This is a genomic window from Bradyrhizobium sp. SHOUNA76 (assembly GCF_023006445.1).
Taxonomy (GTDB): domain Bacteria; phylum Pseudomonadota; class Alphaproteobacteria; order Rhizobiales; family Xanthobacteraceae; genus Bradyrhizobium.
In genome coordinates, this window is record NZ_JALBHA010000844.1 from 1 (window position 1) to 1,550 (window position 1,550).

Here is a 1,550-nt window from a genome sequence, read left to right on the forward strand (position 1 = left end):
GGCTGCTGCTGGAAGGCGACGGCGTCGAGGCCGCGCGGATCGCCGCCGAGCTCGACCGCCTCAACAGTGAGCGACGTGTGATCGAGCAGGCCGCGGAAGCCCAGGCCGAAGCCGAGGCGCTGGCCTCGATCGGGCTGGAGGACAAGCTCGGCGTCATCGTGACGGCGTCCGAAGGCTGGCACCCCGGCGTCGTCGGCCTCGTTGCCTCCCGCCTGAAGGAGAAATTCTCACGGCCGGCTTTCGCCATAGCCCTCGAGCCCGGCGGCATCGGCACCGGCTCGGGCCGTTCGATTGCCGGGGTCGATCTCGGCAAAGCGGTGCGGCAGGCCGTGGCCGACGGCATCTTGCTCAAGGGCGGTGGACACGCGATGGCCGCGGGCGTGACGTTGCGGAAGGAGAAGCTCGCCGAATTCCGAGCTTATCTGGAGAACGCGCTGGCGCAGGACGTCGCCGAGGCGCGCCACGTCAACGAGCTCTATATCGACGGCGCTGTCTCCGCGCGCGCGGTGACGACCGAGCTTGCGGCGACGCTGAACCGTGCCGGTCCGTTCGGCAGCGGCAATCCGGAAGCCGTGCTGGCGCTGCCGGCGCATCAGCTCGTCTTTGCCGACGAGGTTGGGCAGGCGCATTTGCGTCTGCGCTTCAAGTCGGGCGACGGCGCCATCGTCAACGGCATCGCGTTCCGCTCGGTCGGCCAGAAGCTCGGCAACGCACTGCTCGCCAATCGCGGCCAGCAACTGCATGTCGCGGGCTCGCTCTCGGTCGATCGCTATCAGGGCACCGAACGCGTGCAATTCCGCGTCATCGACGTCGCGCTACCGGACCAGGGGCCATCCGTGATTAGATAGCAACTGCTTCAAACAACAAAAAAGGGAGTGAACATGGCAGGGCAGGTTGAGGGCAGGGTCGCGCTGGTGACGGGCGGCGCCTCGGGCATCGGCGAGGCCATCGTCGAGCTGTTTGCGCGCGAAGGCGCGAGTGTCGTCATCACCGACATCGACGGCCTGCGCGGCCCCGAGCTCGCCAAGCGCGTCACGAAGGCCGGCGGCAAGGCGATCTTCCTGGAGCAGGACGTCACCAGCGAGGAGCGTTGGATCGAGATCGTCACCGAGGTGGCCAAGCGCTACGGCCGGCTCGACATCATGGTCTCCAACGCCGGCATCGGCATCGCCGTGCCTTCGATCGTCGACATGACACTCTCTGATTGGCGCAAGCAGAACGCGATCAACCTCGACGGCGTCTTTCTCTCGGTCAAGCATTGCCTGCCGCTGATGCGCAAGCATGCCGGCGGCTCGATCGTCATGATGTCGTCGCTGGCGGGCCTGCGCGGCTCGCCTGGGCTGTCGGCCTATTCGGCGACCAAGGGCGGCGTGCGGCTGTTCGCCAAATCGATCGCGATGGAATGCGCGGCGGCGGGCGACGGCATCCGCGTCAACTCGGTTCATCCCGGCATCATCGACACGCCGATTTGGGGCAAGATCCCGACGGGCGCGACCGGCGCTGGGCAGAACGCGCCGATCGATCCGGAGGAGCGGGCGAAAGTCGCCACG

At 67.4% G+C, this 1,550-nt stretch carries 2 protein-coding genes; both read left to right on the plus strand.

The window, feature by feature from the left end:
* On the plus strand, window positions 1–848 hold an 848-nt coding region (locus tag MOV74_RS37795), incomplete at its 5' end, for a DHHA1 domain-containing protein (RefSeq protein ID WP_246932561.1).
* A gap of 33 nt (window positions 849–881) precedes the next feature.
* Window positions 882–1,550 (plus strand): SDR family NAD(P)-dependent oxidoreductase (locus MOV74_RS37800; protein ID WP_246932563.1); only part of this gene is annotated, 669 nt, incomplete at its 3' end.